This window comes from Bacillus sp. URHA0034 (assembly GCF_056280405.1).
This window is the reverse complement of record NZ_JBWCDK010000002.1, coordinates 6,065,121-6,084,137: the sequence shown is the minus strand read 5'-3', so window position 1 is coordinate 6,084,137 and position 19,017 is coordinate 6,065,121. Positions and strand designations below refer to the sequence as shown.

Here is a 19,017-nt window from a genome sequence, read left to right as displayed (position 1 = left end):
TCGGGGGAGTTTACTTGGGAAATCGTATGAATTTGAACTTTTTCACAGATATTAAAAAAAAGTGAAATTAGGTGTTACTTTTTGCGTACTGCATTGTGTTTAATCCTTTTACTTTGTTGCTGGAAATGGGGCGATTTCAAAAACTGGGAGAAATACTACCCCACTATTTTATATATGATTGTAAATCAGCTTTTATATAATTTCTTTGTTGACGGGCATTATTTTCTTTGGAAGATGGAGAGTGAAAGTTTTTTACTTAACAGAACATTTTCCGTATTAGTGGTAGCTTTTATCATTTTTCCTTGCATTATTATATTGTTTCTTTCTCACTTACCCAAGTCCCTGACGAAGCAAATGAAATATATATTATTATGGGGATTTATTCTTTGTGGTATAGAAGGAGTAATGTATTTAACTGAAAAAATAACATATCATCATGGCTGGAATTACTGGTGGTCAATTGCTTTTAATTTCCTTATGGTAATTATGTTAAGATTTCATTACTTTAAGCCGATTTCAGCGTGGTTTGTTTCATTTGTATTTACGGCCTTTTTTGTAATTTATTTTCATGTTCCTTTGCCTGAACACTAAGCCATATTTTAGGGGAAGAGTGAAAGAAGTGATTGCTGTAGAGGTCTATTTCTTTTTTTGTAGGGGAGGTTAATTGAAGAAGGTAAGGGTTTTTATGAGTGGAATTAGTAATTAAATGGATGTGATTTATAATCAACAAAAGGGTTAAATGAAGGGGAAATACTTATGTGGAAACTCGTATTTCTAGCTTTTGGTATCTTTAATTTAGCAGCAATTTTAATACCAAAAAGGCTAAATAAAATAGAAATTTACGCTACTTCCTTTTTTGCCTTTACCTATGGTGTTACAGTAGATATGGTATTAGACCTACATTATAATTTGTATGGATATTTTGAAGAAGGATTCCAATGGCTAGGACTTTTAGCTATATATATGTATTTTCCATCTATTAGTATTTTGTTTCTCAATCTTTATCCTTTAAAAAGCAATATAGGAAAAAAGATTTTATACATCTTAGCTTGGACAGTTTTTTCACTTGTTTTTGAGTGGTTTTGTCTACATACTAAGTTTTATTATCATAATGGGTGGAAGCTTTGGTATTCCGCTATCGTTTACCCAATCATATTTTTAATACTTCTGCTTAATTTAAAGTTCGTTCGGAGACTAATCAAGTAAGTCCCTGGTTTATCTCTATTTAGATTGTGAAGGATTACACTGTGCGAAAGTGAAGCCCACATTAAGAAAATCACTGAACTATATGCAGACTTCAAAGAAAATAAATATAGTAAAATCTTTCCTAATGAAGAATTTATGTATCGTGAATTTTCGGTATACCAACCAATGCAACGCAACTATCAATTAAGTGAAGAGCGTGTTCAAAATATTGTTGACAGCAATGTTCTATCTAACTACTATGATCCAGATAAAGTTGAAGAGCTACAACTGCTTGACCCGATTCCTGCGAAAGAGAAGAAAGACTTGGCGTGATAACTATATGAGGGAGTTATCCAACTAATAGAAAAAGAGCATCCTAGCCACGGATGCTCTTTTTCTATTTAAACATTTGCATGACACCGAAGAGGATCCAATAAGCTACTACAGCAACCATTCTCAACGGAGACTTCCTACTAATAATTCCGATTCCTATACAAAGAAGAGTGAAGAGAGAAAAGCCTACGATTCGCAATTGCCCTTCAAGTGGCCCCGCAGTATTGAGCATGAGAGTTATAGCAGAAAGAATAAAGAATACAGTGAAAACAATCTTTGTTTTTTTAGAATACTTCATGGTCACTTCCTCCTAACGATGGTACTATTTTCCTGTTTTGTATATTATCTATCAACTATTATAGCAATATTTTGAAAATAACGATATACTACAGAAGTATCATAGATTTACATAATTAAACATTAATGGGGGTTAAAGGGAAAATGAAAATTAAAAATCTTGTCGTCACATGTGCTTTGTGTACATCACTGCTTGCTGTGCCATTTAGTACATATGCTGCACCAGTTGGTCCAGTTATTGGTCCAACTCCAGAAGAGACAGTCACTACTACGACTACACCAGTTACCGAGGAGGATTCATCACTATTAGATCTAACAACGAATGAAGAGGAAGGTTACGACAGCACAGTGACAGTGGAGGAGTACGACGAAACTACTGGCGCATTGGAATCACAAACAACTTATAATGAAGGTACCATTACAGAAGTAACGAACCCAAATACAAGTAGTCCTAATTATCTACCTCTTGGTGAAGCAGAACTTGGATATAAATTGATTGATACTTTTACTGCTGATTCTTCAAGGACTGATACTTTAGTAGAGTGGGTTGAACAATTTGGAGCGGCTGTTATTCCAGGTCTTATCAGTAAAAATGTTTGGATTGGTGGAGCTGGATCTGCCACGTACAATGTTTTTATTAAACCGCCAACCACAAAGTACTATAAAACATGGGTGTATCAAGCACAAGATTCATACAGTTATTATGGAAAAGAAGTAACAAAACAATATTCAGATTCTGCACGGACAAAGTTAGTAAAAACGCAACAATGGACGATAAAAACAGGTAGACGATAAGTGACACAGAAGAGCATACTAATCAGGGTGTTCTTTTTTGTTCGCATTTGACATAGGAACATATGTTTGGTATTATAAGAACATATCTAATACAACTCCTTTGTGTCTCCTCGGTAGAGGGGACTCTTTTTTTGTCTGGATTGCTTTATTAATCAAAAAGAAAAAGAACCACTCCTCCGACCAAGATGAGAATGGCTCTTCTTCTTCTGATTTAGATTAAGATGTGACCAACCACTTAATGAGTAGTTGCAACCCTCATGTTACCAGCATGGGGATATCAACCGCCTGGCTTAGTTCCTTCACACTTCGAACCACCTGTGCCTGGATCATCCAGAATATATCCGCCAGGTTTTGTGCCTGTGTAACCGCCAACTTTGTCACTCATATGGAACACCTCCTCAACCAGTACATTTTATCATTTACCTAATATCGAAAAGTGCTTTGGAACCATAGATGAGTTAGTAGACATTATAGACTCAAAATCAAAAAGTTTATTAATCTACCATGAAAATAAGTTCCTCAAGATTAGAAAAATGACAATGCTTAATAAGACCCTGCTCAATCATTAAAAAAAAGAGGAGAGCCGATAATTAATAAGTCTATGGATTGGGTTGACTGGATTAAGGTCAGTATCAGTATTGACACTTCCAAACCATTTTCATTCTTTGTGGTGAAGATCTGGTTTTTAGGGATTCATGAGTGGCTAACGGGGCAGTTTTGTTTAAAAGTATTGTAAAAAAAAGTGAAATTTGTAATATAATATAAGTAATTCGTTGGTTAGTTTGGAGGTGTTATGATGATTTGGATTTATATATTTACACCTATCATTATATTGGTTGGAATAGCCATTTATTTTGACAAAAAATCTGGGGCGACTTCACCAGATAAAAGAACAGCTGATAAGTTAGAGGAATATCCACCAGAAAATCCTTTCGGACCCAATAATTTTTGACCTTAAAATGATTCAAATAAAACTTTTCAAAGACATTGTGAAGGATTGTACTTAAAGTAAGGGGTGCGTTAGTAAAACAACCTTAATTTTCAAAGTATTTTTAGATGCTTTTTTAGTTCAGTATAGATACCAGCATTTTATTGGCGGTACCCCGTTAACCATGTCTAAGCCAAGGGTTTAACATGATTAAATACAGAACAAAAAGAAGAAACACGCTGAAATCTCAGTGTGCTTCTTAATGAATATGTGACATGGTCCTTCTTCTAATACCAATATGATTAATACTGTAAACCCATAATGCATTTAGGAGTAATAAAGCACTTGTAGTGAAGAACACATAATGTATGCCAAAGAATGCTGCCATTTGCCCGCCTAATACAGATCCTCCGAGAGTACCAATATACTGTGCAGATTGATTATACCCGAAAACACGACCAACAATTTCATCTGGTGCACTTTTTCGGACAAGGTTGTTAATCGATGGCAGTAATCCAGCGGTCGCAAGTCCTAGACAGAAGCGCAATCCCATGAGTTCCCATGGTGTTTTCACAAATGCTTGAGGAATAAAGATAATTCCTGCCACAATAAGTGCTCCGATCAATATTTTTCTTGAACCAATCCGGTCAGCAAGCTTACCTAATCTTGGTGCAGCGATTACATTGGCTAAACCGGCAGCAGCTACCACCATTCCCGCAATCATAGATAAATGGGTTGCATGGGGTGATAATTCTCTTACATAAACCGTTATTAATGGCTGAATGGACATATTGGCAATTTGCAAAATAAATGTGCTGGCAAACAATGAAATGAGCAATCTCGTATCAGGAACTCGCTTCCACACTTGGCCAAAGGCTAACGGTGTTTTATGAACAGGTGTAAATTCTTCTTTTATTAAAAATAGAACGGCAAAGAAGGCGATTAACAATAATAGGCTTGTTACCACAAAACAGCTTCGAATTCCAAAGAATTCTGTAATAAATCCCCCCATTAAAGGACCTAAAAGTCCGCCACTGACGGAGCCTGTTGAAAGTGTACCGAGTGCCCAGCCTGAATTTTTCTTCGGTGTTTGTGTTGCCACTAATGTAACCGATGCAGAAATGTAACCAGAAACGGCACCCATTAACATCCTCAACGCGAGCAATTCATATACGTTTTGTACAAAGGCCATCATAAAAACGACAATGGCCATTCCGAGGCTAGCACGAAGTAACATTAGTTTTCTGCCCTTTTTATCTGCAAGTCTTCCCCATATAGGCGAAACAATGGCTGAGATTAAAAAGGTTGAACCAAAAATCAATCCAGACCATTTTTCAATATCTGAAGTTGCGTGTACTCCTAGCTGTTCTATATATAAAGGGAGCATAGGGGATATTTGACTCATCCCAGCGGCCGTCACAAATGATCCGAACCAACAAACAAATAAATTTCTTTTCCAATTCTCCATATAAACACCTTTCTTATTCGTTAGAATTTATTTCGACTTCCAAAGTAATTTATATCGTTAATCATACTCCAAATAATTGATAACGACTAATATATATATTACTATTTGCTTATAGGTTAAGGACTATCAATAGAGGTGAACAAATGGATTTCTTACAATTAAGGTATTTTCAAACCGTTGCCGCTTTTGAACATATGACAAGGGCTGCAAAAGAGCTTAGGATAGCGCAGCCATCACTAAGCCAAACCATTTCCCGTTTAGAGGAAGAGCTGGGTGTTTCCCTTTTTGACCGCGAGGGAAGGAATATTAAACTAAATCAATTTGGGAGCATTTTTTTAAAAGGAGTAGATCGAGCTTTTTCTGAATTAGAATCTGCCAAGCTTGAAATGGCGGAACTTGCAGGAGAGAGCATGAATCAAATCTCACTCTCGGTCATGCATACCCCATTATTGCCGAATATTATTAGTCAATTTCGTAAGACCTATCCATCTGTCAATTTTCAAGTAAGTATGCATTCCCCTTTGCGACTTGTGGAACAATTGGAAAAAGGGGAAATCGATTTATGTGTTACTTACTTTCCTATTGAAAAAGAAGGAATCAGCTGGATTAATCTGATGGAGGATGAAGTCTTCATTATCGTGCCGGATACCCATCATTTGGCTGGGAGAGATAGCATTCAGTTAACGGAAGTGGCAGATGAACAATTTATTCACAGAGAGCCGACAAATCCCTTCAGAATGCTAACAGATGGTTTTTGTGAAAAAGCAGGATTCACACCAAAAATCGCCTTTGAGCTCGAAGAACCGGGATCCATTCAAAACTTTGTAGAGGAGGGATTGGGTGTATCCTTTTTAACCGAACATACCCTTCGCTATTCACACCATGAAAAAATTGTTCCATTGCACATTGAACAGCCTGTCTGTAGAAGAACGATAGGAATGGCATGGAAAACGGAGCGGTATACTTCAAAGGTCGTTCGGGAATTCCGAGAATTTATGATTGGGTATTTTAAAGAATTAAGATAAAGGAAGCATGGGGATTTTTGGAGATATGTAGGGGTATACTTAACAAACTCGTTATTTTAATCCAAACAGATATATTGAAAAAAATGTAAAACAATTTTACACTAATGTTATAGTAAAATCATGAATAGGATCGGAGGGATTAAAATGGAGGCAATTACTAAAACTGAAACATTTGATCAAGTCATCTCGGAAACTGAACCAGTTATCGTTAAGTTTTTTGCTGGTTGGTGCCCGGATTGCACGCGTATGAACATGTTCATTGATGAGGTCATTAAGGATTATCCTCAATATAAATGGTACGAAATTAATCGTGACGATTTTCCGGAGATAGCTGAAAAATATTCTGTCATGGGCATCCCAAGTTTACTTATTTTCCAAAATGGAGAAAAACTTGCTCATTTGCATAGCGCGAATGCCAAATCTCCAGAACAAGTTAGAGAGTTTTTGGACGAACAGAATCAAAAATAACATTGAGACGACCAGAAATCTCTGGTCGTTTTTTGTATTTTATTATCGTTTGATCGGATAGAGGTAAACATATACTTCTTGTTGACTGTGGCCGAGATAATCAGAAGGAGAAATATATTTAATAGCATATTAATCAACAAAAGGACCATACATATTATTGTTCATATATGAAATTACAGTCCTAAAACTATTTACCAGAATACCTTAATCCATTGATGTATGAAAAATTTAATCAATTGTTAAACGATCTACCTCATCAAAACCCGCTGTCTTTTTGAATTTCATATTATGAATGAAATTTTGCATCGCGTCCGAACAGTCGATATTGTCGAAATTCAATTTGTTTAACGTCCTTTTTTCTATTTTTACAGAAAGAATCGTTACCTTTCTGAAATGGCCGGTTGCAGTATCCATAATCGTCTCCGTTGCATGGATATAGACGGTGTCCAATGGCAGCAGTGCAAACATATCCCTGGCGATCCTTAATACACAGCTGCAGACATAGTCCTGTTGGATATCGAAGTATTTGCCTTTTGGCATCTGTTTTGTGGAGAGTTTTCCTGTCTTTGTCAATGATAGCTGTTCCTTAGGTACAACTGTATCACCGTGAACATCAAATTCTATTTCCATCGTCTTTGGATCTTCTGCGAAGAACTCGAAGCCGCTTCCAAATTCAAGTAAGTCATCTAATGGATTGAATTCTTGGATGACTTCGAAGTAGGTATCAATATCCCCTTCTATAACCTTAGTGGCTATTCGAACGTCCCTTTCCCAGGAACGATATTCCATTTCATCTTTTTGTCTTGCTTCTATCACTTCATTATTAAGTTTTTCCAATTCCTTATCGGATTGTTTGAATAATTTTGAGATCAGATTCGGTTTATAATTATGTACCTTATCTAATGCTGCCTGTTCATGGAAGCCTATCTGTCCTTGATTTTTATTATAGGGCGGGTTTGCGCTTCTGACCTTAATCCAATTAATCGGTTCATCTGCTTCTTTATGGATGGATTGAATTCTTTCTAATTTATTTTCATAGAGATCAACCTCTAAGGCAGCTTGTTCTAGTTTATCTAATCTATCTATTTCTTTTTGTCGTGCCTGTATTTCCCTTTGCCGGTTATAAGCTGGGGTGTTTCGCTTCCTTCCTCCTGAAGTGGTATAGTAAATCCCTGTTCCTGGAATGCTTGCCGTCATCCGGCTGCCTGTTCTAGAGTTCACACTATAGCGTAATCCTTTCACACCTGCACTCAAACCCACACTTTTGGAACCAACATTCAATCGAATCCCTGGAGCAATCTTGAAACTCTTTCTAAACCCAAATCCCATTACCTTTCCTCCCTTTTTACAAATTATAACAAAATAACCCTTCCTGAAGAAGGATAGAAAAACAAAATGGCTTTCAACAGGGAGGAAGTAAGGATAGGGGGTTTGAAGTGTTAAATTTGTACAAAATAAGAGAAGGATTTATAAAAATTCGGAGGATTATAGTAATGGACGAGGGTACTTTCTTATCTTTTGATGAGACTAAATAATGATTGGAATTATACATAGTTAGGGTGAATGTACATATGGGGTTTCAAAAATGGTTGAGGCTCGTCTTACCTGAAATTCAACTAATTGACTTTATCCAAAAAGAAGGGTTTAGAGGGAAGAAACAAAGAACTGCTTTGGGAAGGCAAACGATAGCTGGGGTGAGTAATATTCCTAGCGGTTCTACCATACCTGCACCGTATCAAGCTCGGATTCCTCAATCCAGTGGTGCGATAAAGGAAGCAGCCCGGGATGCTACTTTAGGTATTAAGAATTTAACCTTGAATCGGTCAAATGAAGAACTTGATCACTTATTTAATGAAATGAAGCATACGTTAAATCGTCATGTCTTGGGACAAGGACAATACATTGATGACTTACTTGTGTGTTTTAAAAAGTCGTTTTTAGCAAGAGATAAAGGCAGCGTTCAAAACACTATCTTACTTTGTGGGCCTTCTGGAACCGGAAAAAGTTTAAGCTTGACTATACTGATCAATGAATTGTATAAGAAAAAACTTACACCTTATAAAAGTTATTCCACCATTGATTTAAGTCAATATGGTGAAAAAGATATCCATACCAACTTTATTGTGGATTGTTCGGCTTTATTTAGTTATGGAATTGGTACCGTTTGCTTCTCTGGGTTTGAAAAGGCCCATTCAGAGGTGCTTCATTATGTGACAAAGCTGTTTCGAGATAGTTATTTTCGAACACCGGAAGGCATTGTCGTGAGTGCTTCCGATTACTTTTTAATTCTCTATATGGATGCTGAAGTGAAGCTAAGTGAATCTGGCACCCAAATTCCTGTATCGATCGCAAATAAGGTGCCTCCAGGGTTACTAAGAGAGATTAGATCCTTTGCTTATACCTCACCTTTAACAGTAGATGCTCTTTGTACTATTTTACAAACACAACTTCAAAAAGCAGCTGCAACCTTGCAAGCACAGGCACAGTTAACGATTGAATTTGACCCTCCCGTTTTTTCGGCATTAGCGGAAAGACTTTTAGCCACCAAAAAATATGGTGAAGCAGTCCAAGATCTTGTCGAAAATCACTTTTTTTCTGTGCTCTTAGACGCCCGGGCTAGAGGTCAACTCTCAAGCAGCAGCTCTATTATTTTAAAAATGATGGATGAGGATTTTGTTGCTGAGACCGGTAAAGTAAGAATTGTATTAAAAACCATCTCAATCATTAAAGAAGAAACATTAGAAGATATTCTCAACGAACTGAATAGTCTGGTGGGGTTGGACTCTGTTAAATCCTTTGTCCATGAACTGCTGCAAACGGTTAAATTACAAAAACAGCGTGAGGCGCTTGGTGGAAAGATCACACCAATGGCTTTACATATGGTATATACCGGAAACCCCGGAACGGGTAAAACATCGGTTGCACGATTGATTTCGAGAATTTTAAAAGCAATGGGGTTGTTATCTCAGGGGCAGCTTGTCGAAGTAGCAAGGCAAGATCTTGTTGGTGAATATGTTGGTTCAACAGCTCCTAAAACAGAGGCAATCATTCAACGGGCCCTGGGCGGCGTTTTGTTTGTGGATGAGGCCTATACGCTGGCTCGAAACAAACACGACACTTTCGGGCTGGAAGCCATTGATACTTTGGTAAAAGGGATGGAAGACCATCGCGATCATTTAGTGGTTATTCTAGCCGGATACACCCAAGAAATGGAAACCTTCCTTAAATCAAACCCTGGTCTGCGTTCAAGATTTCCTTTTATTGTCGAATTCCCGGATTATTCACCAAGAGAAATGCTGGATATTTTGCTGTTAACGGCAAAAAAGCGGGATTATAGAATTGATGCTGCCGCACATGAAGGCTTGGTAGATTTATTTGCCACAAAACAGATTCCTGGAAGAAATGATAGTGGAAATGGACGCCTTGTACGCAATTTGTTCGAAGAAGCCATTCGCAAACAATCTGTTCGAATCAGTGAAAGTGTTCAAAAAGAAAACCAGGCCGCCATAAATGTTCTCACGAATGCTGATTTTGGAATCGGTGTAAAGGAAGAATTTGATCTGGACGACTCTTTTAAAGAGATTATAGGCTTGGACAATGTTAAAAATTTTATTCGTACGTTAGAAAAGCAAATTCTAGCAAATAAACGGCGGAAAGAAGCTGGAATTGAGACGAGAAATGAGCAAACGCTGAATATTATTTTTTCAGGAAATCCTGGAACCGGTAAAACCACGATTGCGCGGTTGTTTGCCGCTATGCTTAAATCGATGGGCATATTAAAACGGGGTCATCTTGTTGAAGTGGATCGTTCACACCTAGTTGCCGAATATGCAGGACAAACAGCTGTTAAGACCACCGAAGTAGTGGAAAGTGCATTAGGTGGAGTTTTATTTATTGATGAAGCTTATTCACTTGTAGAGGAAGGGACTGTAGGGGGAGGATTTGGGAAGGAAGCGATTGACACATTGGTACGGCTGATTGAAAATCATCGTGAAAACCTGGTAGTCATCCTTGCGGGGTATACGAATGAAATGGAAAGGTTTTTGGAGTCAAACCCTGGATTATCTTCTCGTTTCCCATTAAATATAACGTTTCCTGATTATACAGCCGAGGAATTAGCTCGAATGACAGATGTTGTAGCAAAATCAAAAGGCTTTGTTGTCTCAGATGAAGTAAAAACTGCATTAGTTTCTTTTTATGAGAAGAAGCAAATTCCCGGTAAGAATGATAGCGGTAATGGACGTCTTGTGCGGAATACCGTTGAGAGTGCGGTCCGAAATCAATCTGTTCGCATTGTGGAGCAGCCCGATTTGGGGGTAGAAGAGCTCAATCGATTAACCTTAAAAGATTTCCAGCTGGCAGCTGTGGAGAAACAGGAATCGGCTCTGAAGGAATTAGAACAAGTTATTGGCTTGGAGAAAATAAAGGAATTTGTTAGGTCTCTATCTGCTCAAATTGAAATCGCAAAAAAGCGGGAAGAATTGGGTTTGCCGAAGGCCGGCGCACAATCGCTCCATATGGTATTTAAAGGAAACCCTGGAACCGGTAAGACGATGATTGCTCGTATTTTAGCTAAACGCTTTAAAGAACTAGGGGTCATTAAACAGGATCGACTAGTTGAAACCGATCGTTCAGGTTTAGTCGCAGGTTATGTTGGTCAAACAGCTCTTAAAACGAGGAAGGTGCTGGAGAAGGCACTTGGTGGAGTTTTATTTATTGATGAAGCTTATGCATTGTTAGGAGGGAACAATGATTTTGGTCAGGAGGCGATCGATACCATTGTGAAATTTATGGATGATCACCGTGAAAACATCATTGTGATTTTAGCAGGGTACGATGAAGATATGGAACGATTCCTTGATTCTAATGCGGGACTGCGATCGCGTTTTCCTACGATTATTGATTTTCCTGACTATACTCCTCATGAACTGCTGCAAATTAGCCGGCTTACCTTTAAAGCAAAGGGCTATGAGGTTTCGACAGATACTGAGGAGGCTTTACTTAAGAGGTTTTATCAATCTAAGCAGATTGAAAATGCCGGTAATGGAAGATTAGCACGAAACATTTGTGAGTTAGCTATCCGTCATCACGCATTACGAGTTAGTAAAATTAACAATCCTTCTGTAGAGCAATTAGTTACGATTCTTCCACAAGATATTTCGGAAGTTGGTGAACAAAATGGGTAAAATATTTGCCATTCTTGGAGCAATTGCTTATTACCTATGCTATCCATTTGTATTTATTTTCGTCCTTTTGGGCCCTATAATGGAATTTCCGGTGCTTTTGGAGATTTTTCGACTTGGTTCACCTAGAGAAGGTTTAACTTTAGGTTTGTTAGGTTTTATCGGGACCCTGTTATTTTTATCCTATCGATACCCAAGACTCGGATGGCTGTATAAAAAGTTCCCGGTTTTGGTGCCCTTATTACAAATGTTTTTTATTACATTAGTCGGTATTGAATTGGCGATCTTTTTTGCCAATCTGTGGGCTGACAAACTCTTTTACGGCAAACAGATAGCCATTACCTTATCCATCCTAAGCCTATTGATCGTACGAATATATTTATCATATTGGTACAGTAAATACCCTATCAGTTATAAAGTACACAAGATGTAAGGGGATAAACGATGAAGAAAGTAAAACAGCAGCCTAATCATTCAGAGTATAACCAATCACTTTCTGAGTATGACCAGGAACAGACTGAGCCAGAGGTTGTACCACATCAGCCATTTATACGTAAATCCATTGGGTGGACCACGTTGATTATCATAGCGATGGCCATCCTAGGGAGCTTCTTTACTACCAGTTATAGTGACGAAGGAACGGCAGAAGAAGTGGTTGCCAACAGGATTAGTAAAGCTACAACAGCGGGTGAAACCTTATTAGAAGATGAAACAAATGCGAATATTAAAGCACAAGATTTTGAAGTAACAAACGCTGGACCTGATGGTGGGGAAGCTAGAATGTTAATTTGGGATTTTAACAAAGTGGATTTGGATGAAGTAGCCATATTGGTTGATGGAGTCCCAGTAAAAGGAAAACTAATTTTATCCGAAAACGCTGCTGCCATCAGCATACCTGTTCCAAGCAAAGTTACGATTAGTGGAGTGAAAGACCTTGGGGGTGGAATCTCCTATGCGGTTAAATTTCCAAATAATGAAACTACCTACTTTAATGTCGTTTCGGTTGGACAATCGAATACCTATACAGTTCTTCCTAGACCATAGCATAAATTTAAAGCTGAAGACTCAATTTTTGAGGTTTCAGGTTTTTTGATATTGCTCTTAAAATGGAAGGTACTCTTTATTTTTATTAAATTAATAAAGGTATTTGAAAAATAATAAACTCCGACTTCGCAATTACCTTGCTTGATTTGTCGGAGTTTTCATTTGGGTGACATTATTGATGCTGGTAATGTGCCTTTCTTGAAATAAGGCTTGAATAATATAGCGATTGGGGGCATTACCGACAAAATAAAATGGATAGCACGTGGTTAGTGTTAATGTAGGCTGCTCTTTTTGAACGATTACGGAATTATCATCTTTTTTGGTGATCCAAATTTTATTGACTTTGTAATGATACAGCTCATTTTCAAAGGATACGATTAGTTCGTCTCCTTCTTTTACATCTTTTAGACCGCGAAAGATCGTGTCGCGGTGTCCGGAAATGACAGTATGACCACGTTCAGAGGGGAGGGTAGTCCATCTGCTTTGATACATTCCAGCTCCATTTTTCAATATTTCAGAGTCAGTACCCAACAGTACCGGAAATTTGCTGTTTATGGACGGTATGATTAAGTCAGCAATTTTTTCACCCTTTTGGTACTGGTGATTTTTTTCTACCTTTGTTTCCTTATTTGATTCGGTGTTTGTTGTTCCCGTAATCGGTTCCGTATTTAAATCTTTGGTTTCGATGCGGGTAACCTGTTTCAACCCTGAAATCCATTCGTATGATCGAAGTCCAGTTAAACTGATTCCGGCAATTATCAATACAATACCAATGTATTTCCTCATTTGAACCTCCTAAAAAAGGGCAGGTAATTTTCCTGCCCTTTAAAGATGGGGACGTTTTTAATTAGCGGACTGCTTTTCTTCTCAATATAAGTGCAAATCCTAAAGCCACTACTGATAAACCGATGATGATTTCTGTTGCATAAGGAGTTGCCGTTTCAGGCAAGGTTCCGCCACCCGTGTAACTAGTATCTTCGCATGCTTGACCATCATGGTCGCGGTCTAAGCCGTTAAAGTTGTAAGAGGAGCTGCCGCCATTTTGATTAAAATATTGTTGAGCTTCCGCTTGGCTATTGAAATCTCCGCAATCCTTATCTGCTGCAGACGCATTATGTAATCCAAACATAAATGCAAAGCTGAATGTTAGTAAAGCCATCATTAATTTTTTCATAAAGTATTTTCCTCCTGAATGCCGAATGTATATCCCCATCTTAGGACTTAATGCCCAATAATAATATCTCGCTAAAATAACAAAATATGCACGAAATGGAAAAACTGGAGTTCTTATTGCATTACTTATTTTGTGAGATCTTTGATGAAAGCACTATTAAGGTATACGGAGCTTTTAAATCATTGATTATGTAAAAAATATAGAAAAAGCATTCCTCCATTCAGAGAAATGCTTATAACTTTAAACTATTCAATTTATAACCCCAAACCATAGAGAAGGGTTTATGGTTTTATCAATTCGGACATTCACTTTAAACTCTTTCTTATGGTAAATAGAAATTCACTTATTAATCGTTAATAATGTTAAAACCCTTCCCATTTATTTCCGGATTAACAATAGAACCAGATGTCTGAATTAATTAAGCATTTAAAGATCATCGGTGAGGAGTTAAAAAGAGGAAATGAGCTAAAGGAACGAGAAGTTTATAATGAGAAGCATATGTCACGTCTTGCCGATGAAATCGAACCATATGATCATAACATTGCTTTGGTCATCGATCATTTGTTGAAAAAATGATGAAATGGGAGTGTTTCTTTATGCAAAAGAAAGTAAACAACATTTGCAAAAATCATTTTTACAGGAAAGGTTACCGTCATGAAAAATAAATCTACTATCCTTATCGTTATTGCCGCCATTGTTTTGGGGTTTGGAATTTATGGTTCTACTAGTTTCATAGGCTCAAAGGAAGTAAAAGGACCATCTGAAAAAGAAGAAAAAGAGATGATTACAGAACCAGTCACTACCGCTGCTGAAGGTGTCGCGGAAGAAGAGAATAAGGAATCGGAAGTAGAAACAGCATCGGCAGGGGAAACAGAATTCCCACTAGAAATGGCTGAAGAGGAAATACAAAACACAATCCATGCGATGAGCCATTCTAAAGTTTACGCAGTGGAGAAATGGACTCATCTAGATCCAACCCAAGAAAGAGTTGATCGATTACTAGAAGTCATTGAATCCAATCAGGATGGTTTGAATGAGAGTGATCTATACATGGAGATTTTAAAAAGATGGCAAGCGGGTGACTTTAGCCAAGCTGTTTCAGATCATAATCAAATTTGGAAGCTTCAAGGAGGGACAATCGGAGAAGCGACCAGACTGCTAAGTAAGGAGGAGGAAGACGAGTATAGAAAAACTAACTTTGAATGATATCTCTCTTAAAATTCGGTAATAGGATTGGGTTTAGTAGAATTCAAGAGTACAGTTCCGTGTAAGAAGTTGATCCTAATGAATAGGAGATTTAACAAGAATAGTAGCCATCTACTGATGGCTATTTTTATATACATATAATAAAAAGAGACACTATACGAATTAGTATCCCTTTTAGCTAGGTATTTGATGTTTTCTACCTCAAAACCGAACCCGTTAATCGAATCATGCTAAACGAAATCGTAAGCGGAATCATCCTAATTATGTGTCTTCAAATCATGTTCTAAAGAAATAACAGGGGCAATGAGAAACGTCACTGCAACCCTCAAAGAGGAATTGAATGATGTGAAAAGGACAACAGCGGAAGGAACGGCTGTTGTCCTATTTGTATAAAAACGCTTTATTGGTTTCTCTCTTTTAATGTACTCAATACTTCGCCTTCTTCAGGGAAGCGGCCTATTTCTTTTTTAGAGAAGATGTTCTGTCCGTTTAAGGAAACCTCGAACACCCCACCAGTGCCTGGCACCAATTCAAGCTTGTTGATGTTATTTGTATATTCTTTTAATAGTTCTTCCGCCAGACCGACGGCTTTTGGTAAAAAACCTCAAGACGTACAATATTCAATTCGAAATTCCATAGTTTCACTACTCCTTTTGGTAAATTTTAAATCTATTACTATTATATATTTAAATGATTGCGCTTACAAATATAATGAATTAAGCCAATTGCTGTCTCTATGATTTGACTAGACTTGACGGTGGAAGAATACAGTTATCGCCGAAATATAAAAATGTTAACAGGTAAAAAATTTATGTAGTGAGGCAGACTTTTTCACATAAATAGTAGAACAATTTATGATTCAATAAAAATAATTGGACGTTGGTAATCATTTCGGTTTTACAATTTCTATCAACTTATTTAAGATATTGATAGGCGTATTTTTTTATAGAAAGTAATTTCATAAAGGAAGTGGACCATGAGGAAATATCGATGGATCAAATGGCGTAAAGTAATCCTCTGGGTCGCAGCTCTTGCCATTATTGGTATTGTATTGCTGACAGGAGGGCAGCAAGTGCGGGATGTTGCGAGCACGATTTTCACTATTGCCCTGCAGCTGCTTTTAGCTATGTTTGCTATGATTATTCAGTTCGTTGCCCTATTTTGGTTTCTCGCAAGGGGACGAACCTACTGGATTTTGCCCGGTGAAACGGGTGCGACTTGGGACGATTACCGGGGGAACCCTGAGATTGTCGAAAATGCCAAGCGAATCGTTACCCTATTAAAAGGTGTGAAAGAATTTAAGGAAATGGGGGGCGAGGCCATTCGCGGCTTATTGCTCTGTGGACCTCCAGGGACAGGAAAATCCTACCTTGCCCAGGTGGTTGCGAATGAAGCACAGGTTCCGTTTGCTTATGCCTCTGCTCCGAGTTTTCAAAATATGTTTTTCGGTGTCGGCAATCTTAAAGTAATGGGACTTTATAAAAAGGCCCGAAAGCTAGCGAAGGTTTACGGTGCCTGCATCATCTTTATCGATGAAATTGACGCGATTGGGATGAGCCGCGGCGCAGGAAGCGCTGGCGGCGGACTAGGTGGATTAATGGGCATGGGCGGTTCCGGTCTACTTAATGAGCTCCTCTTGCAAATGGACCCGCCGAACATGGACAACAATGGGTTTGCCAAGCTTCTCCGCTCCCTTGGGCTGCGGAAAAAGAAGGCAGAACGGTTGGCTGTTCTAACCATCGGTGCCACCAACCTGCCGGATGTATTAGATCCTGCGTTGCTAAGGCCGGGACGCTTTGACCGCAAACTCTGGGTCGATGCACCCGATTATGATGGCCGTGTTGACGTATTCCAGTATTATCTTGAAAAAGTAACACGTGACCCGGATCTGACTCCGGAACGTGTGGCGCTCGATACCATCGGCTACAGTCCAGCTCAGATCAAACACATTGTGAATGAATCCATTGTTATCGCTCATCAACGGGGGGCGTCCGTTACGAATTACGAGGACTTCCGGGCGGCGATGGAAACCTATGAATGGGGACTCAAACAGCCGCTTCGCTCCATGAGCGAAGATGAAAAGCGGAACGTGGCTTATCATGAGGCGGGACATGCAGTGGCTCAGTTCCTTTTGAAGCCGCACGAACGGCTGTGGAAAGTAACGATCATCCGCAGGGGAGACGCCCTTGGACTTGCAGCCACCAAGCCGACTCATGAGAGGTATAACCGTAGTGATAGCGAGATGTTGGCTGAGATACAGGTTTGTCTTGCCGCACGTGCTGTAGAAGAAGAGTTTCTGGGGAAAAAACTGAACGGAGTAACCTCCGACTTAAGGCAGGCTACTCAGCTTGCCGGCGCCTACCTTGGGGCTGTCGGGATGGGGGAAGAATTGTTCAGCTGGCTAGCCGTTGGTTCACAGGAAGAAGGATTAAAAGCACTTCGTCCCAAAATCAACGAACTATTAAACAATGAAATGAACGAAGTAAAGAAGCTGGTAACCAAACATAGTGACTTTGTCCATGCGATTGCCACGGAGCTGCTGAAGCGGGGTGACCTGACAGGTGAGGAAATAGAGGAGATCTATTTAAAACTCTATGGCGAGAAACGGCCTGTAGCTCAAGATGCAATGATCCATAGAGAGATTTTCTCTTCCCTTTCAGAAGCAGCACCGGCAAAAGAAATGGTAGATAAAGCAGAAAAGGATTCATAAAAAGAAAAGATTCAGTAAGAAGGTGTCAAGGGAGATCCCATTGACACCTTTTTTTCGAGCAGTCTGATCCATATAGGCAGTTTTCCTAAAGGAAGCCCTAGATATTTTATGTGAAAGGATTCAAATATTAATGTCAACCTATGACATTTGTATATTACATTCTTGCTAATAGACTTGTTACAATAAATAATATCCATTCCATTAGGGGAGAATTTATTTATGGCAAACACACACACTTTTAGCAGAGGCGAGGAAGTTGCAAATTCCATTACTCATGGTATAGGTGCTCTTCTAAGCATTGCAGCTTTAGTACTACTAATTGTTTTTTCTTCAATATATGGAAACGCTTGGCACATTGTCAGTTTCACTTTATTTGGGTTTACCATGTTCTTAATGTATACATCGTCTACACTGTTACATGCTTTCCCTGAAGGAAGCAAAGTTAAAGACTTATTTGAAATCTTCGATCATTCCTCTATCTATTTTTTTATCGCTGGAACGTACACACCGTACCTTTTTTTAGTCGTTAAAGGTTGGTTAGGATGGACTATTTTTGGGATTGTATGGGGACTCGCGATTGGAGGAACGGTGTTTAAATCCTTTTTTGTAAAGAAGTTTTTATTCACATCGACTGCGTTATACGTATTAATGGGTTGGTTCATTGTATTCGCTTGGGGGCCTTTATCGGAACACATGCCGCATTCTGGTTTGACGTATTTAATTATAGGTGGGTTATTCTATACGTTTGGATCCGTTTTCTACATTTGGAGAGGATTCAAATATCACCATGCTGTATGGCACCTTTTCGTAATGGCCGGAAGTATCATGCACTTTTTTAGTGTGCTAACACTTTTGCAGTGATTGAATATTTGACTGCATGTGTGAAAGTCAGAAAAGAAGGAAAGGGATTAGAAAGAGGCGCTTAATAAAAGTATTTAAAGAAACTTCTATGGGCTACTAAGTATGTTCTTTTATTTCGGTTAACTTAGTGGAAATTTATGTTTTATATTGGTACTATCCACTCTAAGGATAGTGCTTTTTTTGTACTTTGTTATCTACTAACTTATGGGGAAAATGGATGTATAATTATGGTAGAATAAGAGATATAGTAGGTACTTTCAATTTAACGGAGGATTTTTATGAATAATTTAAATTCAAGTTTATGTCGTTGGATATCTGAGTTATAATTGGAAGTATGTTG

Annotated in this window: 20 protein-coding genes and 1 pseudogene; 15 read left to right on the top strand and 6 right to left on the bottom strand. The window is 38.4% G+C overall.

From position 1 onward, the window contains the following. The first annotated feature begins 81 nt into the window (after positions 1-81). The 3 genes from ACZ9EE_RS31670 to ACZ9EE_RS31660 all read left to right on the top strand — a co-directional run bounded on the left by ACZ9EE_RS31670 (position 82) and on the right by ACZ9EE_RS31660 (position 1,518). Complete coding sequence (locus ACZ9EE_RS31670) at positions 82-591, top strand: CBO0543 family protein (RefSeq protein WP_476032596.1); 510 nt, start codon at positions 82-84, stop codon at positions 589-591. Positions 592-756: 165 nt separating this feature from the next. After that, complete coding sequence (locus ACZ9EE_RS31665; RefSeq protein WP_476032595.1) at positions 757-1,206, top strand: CBO0543 family protein; 450 nt, start codon at positions 757-759, stop codon at positions 1,204-1,206. A gap of 165 nt (positions 1,207-1,371) precedes the next feature. Then, positions 1,372-1,518, top strand: coding sequence for a hypothetical protein (locus tag ACZ9EE_RS31660; RefSeq protein ID WP_476032594.1), 147 nt, complete (start codon positions 1,372-1,374; stop codon positions 1,516-1,518). A gap of 64 nt (positions 1,519-1,582) precedes the next feature. On the opposite strand, the gene ACZ9EE_RS31655 is transcribed toward ACZ9EE_RS31660, so the two are convergent. Then, positions 1,583-1,816 (bottom strand): hypothetical protein, encoded by a 234-nt coding sequence (locus ACZ9EE_RS31655; protein WP_476032593.1) that lies wholly within the window; start codon positions 1,814-1,816, stop codon positions 1,583-1,585. A 143-nt stretch (positions 1,817-1,959) separates the two neighbouring features. Here ACZ9EE_RS31655 and ACZ9EE_RS31650 point away from each other — a divergent pair, with 143 nt between their 5' ends. From ACZ9EE_RS31650 to ACZ9EE_RS31640, 3 genes are all read left to right on the top strand, one after another. Continuing rightward, entirely contained in the window at positions 1,960-2,610 is a 651-nt protein-coding gene (locus ACZ9EE_RS31650) for a hypothetical protein (protein WP_476032592.1), read from the top strand. Between the two features lie 601 nt (positions 2,611-3,211). Beyond that, positions 3,212-3,346 (top strand): hypothetical protein, encoded by a 135-nt coding sequence (locus ACZ9EE_RS31645; RefSeq protein ID WP_476032590.1) that lies wholly within the window; start codon positions 3,212-3,214, stop codon positions 3,344-3,346. 57 nt (positions 3,347-3,403) lie between these two features. Then, complete coding sequence (locus ACZ9EE_RS31640; RefSeq protein ID WP_476032589.1) at positions 3,404-3,562, top strand: hypothetical protein; 159 nt, start codon at positions 3,404-3,406, stop codon at positions 3,560-3,562. 235 nt (positions 3,563-3,797) lie between these two features. Here the strand turns inward: ACZ9EE_RS31640 and ACZ9EE_RS31635 are convergent, their stop codons facing one another. Beyond that, positions 3,798-5,006: a multidrug efflux MFS transporter gene (locus ACZ9EE_RS31635; protein ID WP_476032588.1), complete on the bottom strand. Its 1,209-nt coding sequence runs from the start codon at positions 5,004-5,006 to the stop codon at positions 3,798-3,800. Between the two features lie 143 nt (positions 5,007-5,149). Between ACZ9EE_RS31635 and ACZ9EE_RS31630 the strand changes: the two genes are divergently transcribed. Both ACZ9EE_RS31630 and ACZ9EE_RS31625 read left to right on the top strand, forming a co-directional pair. Next, positions 5,150-6,031 (top strand): LysR family transcriptional regulator, encoded by an 882-nt coding sequence (locus tag ACZ9EE_RS31630; RefSeq protein ID WP_476032587.1) that lies wholly within the window; start codon positions 5,150-5,152, stop codon positions 6,029-6,031. 144 nt (positions 6,032-6,175) lie between these two features. Beyond that, positions 6,176-6,499, top strand: coding sequence for a thioredoxin family protein (locus tag ACZ9EE_RS31625; RefSeq protein WP_476032586.1), 324 nt, complete (start codon positions 6,176-6,178; stop codon positions 6,497-6,499). 228 nt (positions 6,500-6,727) lie between these two features. Here the strand turns inward: ACZ9EE_RS31625 and ACZ9EE_RS31620 are convergent, their stop codons facing one another. After that, a complete protein-coding gene (locus tag ACZ9EE_RS31620; RefSeq protein WP_476032585.1) occupies positions 6,728-7,828 on the bottom strand; it encodes a DUF4236 domain-containing protein in 1,101 nt (366 codons plus the stop codon). Positions 7,829-8,070: 242 nt separating this feature from the next. Here ACZ9EE_RS31620 and ACZ9EE_RS31615 point away from each other — a divergent pair, with 242 nt between their 5' ends. The 3 genes from ACZ9EE_RS31615 to ACZ9EE_RS31605 are packed head-to-tail and all read left to right on the top strand — an operon-like array spanning position 8,071 to position 12,726. Further along, complete coding sequence (locus ACZ9EE_RS31615; RefSeq protein WP_476032584.1) at positions 8,071-11,685, top strand: AAA family ATPase; 3,615 nt, start codon at positions 8,071-8,073, stop codon at positions 11,683-11,685. Beyond that, positions 11,678-12,115: a hypothetical protein gene (locus ACZ9EE_RS31610; RefSeq protein ID WP_476032583.1), complete on the top strand. Its 438-nt coding sequence runs from the start codon at positions 11,678-11,680 to the stop codon at positions 12,113-12,115. Before ACZ9EE_RS31615 ends, ACZ9EE_RS31610 begins: the two co-directional genes overlap by 8 nt. A gap of 11 nt (positions 12,116-12,126) precedes the next feature. Next, positions 12,127-12,726 (top strand): hypothetical protein, encoded by a 600-nt coding sequence (locus ACZ9EE_RS31605; RefSeq protein ID WP_476032582.1) that lies wholly within the window; start codon positions 12,127-12,129, stop codon positions 12,724-12,726. Between the two features lie 132 nt (positions 12,727-12,858). Here ACZ9EE_RS31605 and ACZ9EE_RS31600 read toward each other — a convergent pair whose 3' ends face one another. Further along, positions 12,859-13,512, bottom strand: a complete 654-nt coding sequence (locus ACZ9EE_RS31600; protein ID WP_476032580.1) for a class D sortase — start codon at positions 13,510-13,512, stop codon at positions 12,859-12,861. A 61-nt stretch (positions 13,513-13,573) separates the two neighbouring features. Continuing rightward, on the bottom strand, positions 13,574-13,888 hold the full coding sequence (locus tag ACZ9EE_RS31595; RefSeq protein ID WP_476032578.1) for an excalibur calcium-binding domain-containing protein: 315 nt from the start codon (positions 13,886-13,888) through the stop codon (positions 13,574-13,576). 417 nt (positions 13,889-14,305) lie between these two features. Between ACZ9EE_RS31595 and ACZ9EE_RS31590 the strand changes: the two genes are divergently transcribed. Beyond that, positions 14,306-14,476, top strand: coding sequence for a hypothetical protein (locus ACZ9EE_RS31590; protein WP_476032577.1), 171 nt, complete (start codon positions 14,306-14,308; stop codon positions 14,474-14,476). A 78-nt stretch (positions 14,477-14,554) separates the two neighbouring features. After that, complete coding sequence (locus tag ACZ9EE_RS31585; RefSeq protein WP_476032576.1) at positions 14,555-15,106, top strand: DUF6241 domain-containing protein; 552 nt, start codon at positions 14,555-14,557, stop codon at positions 15,104-15,106. Positions 15,107-15,506: 400 nt separating this feature from the next. Here ACZ9EE_RS31585 and ACZ9EE_RS31580 read toward each other — a convergent pair. Continuing rightward, positions 15,507-15,698 (bottom strand): annotated as a pseudogene (locus tag ACZ9EE_RS31580) (SelT/SelW/SelH family protein); the annotation flags it as partial. A 384-nt stretch (positions 15,699-16,082) separates the two neighbouring features. Here ACZ9EE_RS31580 and ACZ9EE_RS31575 point away from each other — a divergent pair. Then, complete coding sequence (locus ACZ9EE_RS31575) at positions 16,083-17,816, top strand: AAA family ATPase (RefSeq protein WP_476032574.1); 1,734 nt, start codon at positions 16,083-16,085, stop codon at positions 17,814-17,816. Positions 17,817-18,035: 219 nt separating this feature from the next. Further along, positions 18,036-18,677, top strand: a complete 642-nt coding sequence (trhA, locus tag ACZ9EE_RS31570; protein ID WP_476032573.1) for a PAQR family membrane homeostasis protein TrhA — start codon at positions 18,036-18,038, stop codon at positions 18,675-18,677. The last annotated feature ends 340 nt before the right edge of the window (positions 18,678-19,017 follow it).